This window comes from Jiangella anatolica (assembly GCF_003236295.1).
In the GTDB taxonomy this organism is placed as follows: Bacteria; Actinomycetota; Actinomycetes; order Jiangellales; family Jiangellaceae; genus Jiangella; species Jiangella anatolica.
Map to the genome: position 1 here is coordinate 1 of NZ_POTW01000202.1, position 698 is coordinate 698.

Annotated in this window: 1 protein-coding gene; it reads left to right on the top strand. The window is 69.8% G+C overall.

From position 1 onward, the window contains the following. The coding region (locus tag C1I92_RS32970; RefSeq protein ID WP_499799507.1) for an ATP dependent DNA ligase at positions 1–283 on the top strand (283 nt) is incomplete at its 5' end. Between the last annotated feature and the right edge of the window lie 415 nt (positions 284–698).

Below are 698 nucleotides of genomic sequence, written 5' to 3' on the forward strand. Positions count from 1 at the left end.
GGTCATGCTCGGGAAGACGTTCAAGGGGCTCACCGACAAGATGCTGACCTGGCAGACGGCCGAGTTGCTGTCGCTGGCCACCGGCCCGACCGATGGCTGGGTGGTGCCGGTGCGGCCGGAGCTGCTGGTCGAGATCGCGTTCGACGGTGTGCAGACGTCGCCGCGCTATCCGGCCGGTGTGGCGCTGCGGTTCGCCCGGGTGTTGCGGCATCGTCCCGACAAGCCTGCCGCGGAGGCTGACCGGATCGAGACCGTTCTTGCCATCCGTGATTTGGGGGGCTAGTTCGCCGGGCTCTCGTTCGCTGGGGCTGCACCGTTCGGGTGGCCCCCTCGCTTGCCCATTGTCCGGTCTCGGGATCACGCCTCAAGTCCGCGCGCCCTGGCGGCGCTTGGACTTGACCCGTGATCCCGAGACCGGGGGCAAGACTCGGAGGGGGCCACCCGGAAATGGGCCCCGGCTTCCAGGCTCGCTCGCGTGAGGTCCGCTGGCCGCTGCCGGGCCGCAGGCGTCGGCTACCGACTCCGCTGTACTTCCTGCTCGCGAGCCACCGCCGGCCAGCGGACCAGGAGAACAGCGGACCTTTGAGCCGGGGCCATTTTCCGGGCGGCCCTGATGCTGTTAAGACGGGGGCGCGGTGACGCGGGTCAAGTCCAAGCGCCCCCAACCACAATCCCCCAGCACCCCACCGCGCTTGGAC